At 67.8% G+C, this 1,478-nt stretch carries 1 protein-coding gene; it reads right to left on the bottom strand.

Annotated features, from left to right (window positions below; genetic code table 11):
- The coding region (locus tag Vau01_RS62960) for a condensation domain-containing protein (RefSeq protein WP_239153159.1) at positions 1-1,378 on the bottom strand (1,378 nt) is incomplete at its 3' end.
- Between the last annotated feature and the right edge of the window lie 100 nt (positions 1,379-1,478).

Below are 1,478 nucleotides of genomic sequence, written 5' to 3'. Positions count from 1 at the left end.
GCGTGAACGCCGGCACCTTTAGGTTCCCCTCGAGCCGCAGCGCGAGCTGCACGACATAGACGCCGGATCCGGGCTCGTAGAGGGTGTGGAAGAGCAGGCCCTGCTGGGTGGGCGTCAAGGGATAGAGGTCGGTCACATGCGGGTGTGTGGCCGCGACGGTGTCGAGCTGCTCCTGGGTGAGGCCGGCCAGCGGATGGTCGGACGGTGTGGTGCCGGTGTTGCCGGCTGTCGTGCAGTCAGTCACCAGGTCGGAGAGCTCGTGTAGGTATTGCATGGCCAGGTCGGCGATCGTGCTGGCCTCGTGGCGCGCGGGTGAGTATGTGATCTCGAGGCGCAGCTGATCGCCGTCGACGCGGATTTGGAAGGAGAGTTCGTGTGGTCTGGCGCTGTGCAGCGGCGGAGGGGGTACCGGTCCTCCGGTGACGGGATGGAGCGGAGCGCTCTCCTGGCTCTGTTGCCCAGCGCGGCCGACGTAGTTGAACTCGATGCGCGAGTTGCCCATGTCAGCGCCGGCCTCGGCAGGCTGGCGGAGAGTTTCCTTGATGTGCTTGAGGGTTGCGGTCGGCGGGCTGTCTGGATCGGCGGTGAGCCAGACCTGTCGGAGCTGGGTGAACCAGCCGATCGTGGCGGACGTGTCGAGCTCGGGTAGCTGATCACGCCCATGGGTCTCCAGGTCGACATGGATGCCGTGCTGCCCGGTCCAACGGAGGATCGTGCGGGTCAGTGCGGTCAGCAGCAGGTCGTCAGTTCTGGTGTGGTACGCGGCATTGGCCGGGCCGAGCAGAGCGCGGGTGCTTGCTTGATCGAGCCTGACGTGGTGATGGCGAGCGGTGGCATGCGTGTCGACGATGTCGGGGTCGTAGAGGTGGTCAGCGGGAAGATCCGGGACGGTCGCTGGCGGGGCGGGCGTGGGTGGGGCCGGAACGGTGCGTCGGGGTGGCGCCGGAGTCCTGTTGTTCAGCTGATGGGCCCATACCTGGTACGGAGTAGTCCTGCCCGGCAGGCGCACGGCTTCGCCGGCGGCCCGTTGGCGGTACGCGATGTTGAGGTGGTCGAGCAGGATGGACCAGGAGACCACGTCGATCGCAAGGTGATGGACGGCTATGAACAACCGGCCGGGACCCCCATCGGCGTCGGGTAGCAACCCCAGGCCGACCAACGGCCCCACGACCGGGTCGATTTCGGCGTAGACGAGGTCCGCCAGTTCGATGAGGGCCTGGTCGCGCCGGCCGGCCTCGGCGGGCGCCGCGACGGTCAGGCTGAAGTGCCCCGGCCCGGGCGGGTCGATGTGTTCGGCGTAGTCCCCGTCGGCGGTCGGCGTCAGCCTCAGCCGCATGACGTCGTGATGGGTTGTCAGGTGCTGCCATAGCTCGGCCAGAACGTCGCGGGACAGGCTTGCCGGGGCTGACAGCAGAATCGTTTGAACCAGCAGGCCCGGTGTGCCGTCCGGCTGCCGGTACTCCCGTAGGTACCAGCGG

Origin of the sequence: Virgisporangium aurantiacum (assembly GCF_016863635.1) — a bacterium.
GTDB classification, from domain to species: domain Bacteria; phylum Actinomycetota; class Actinomycetes; order Mycobacteriales; family Micromonosporaceae; genus Virgisporangium; species Virgisporangium aurantiacum.
This window is presented reverse-complemented; position numbering and strand designations above follow the sequence as displayed.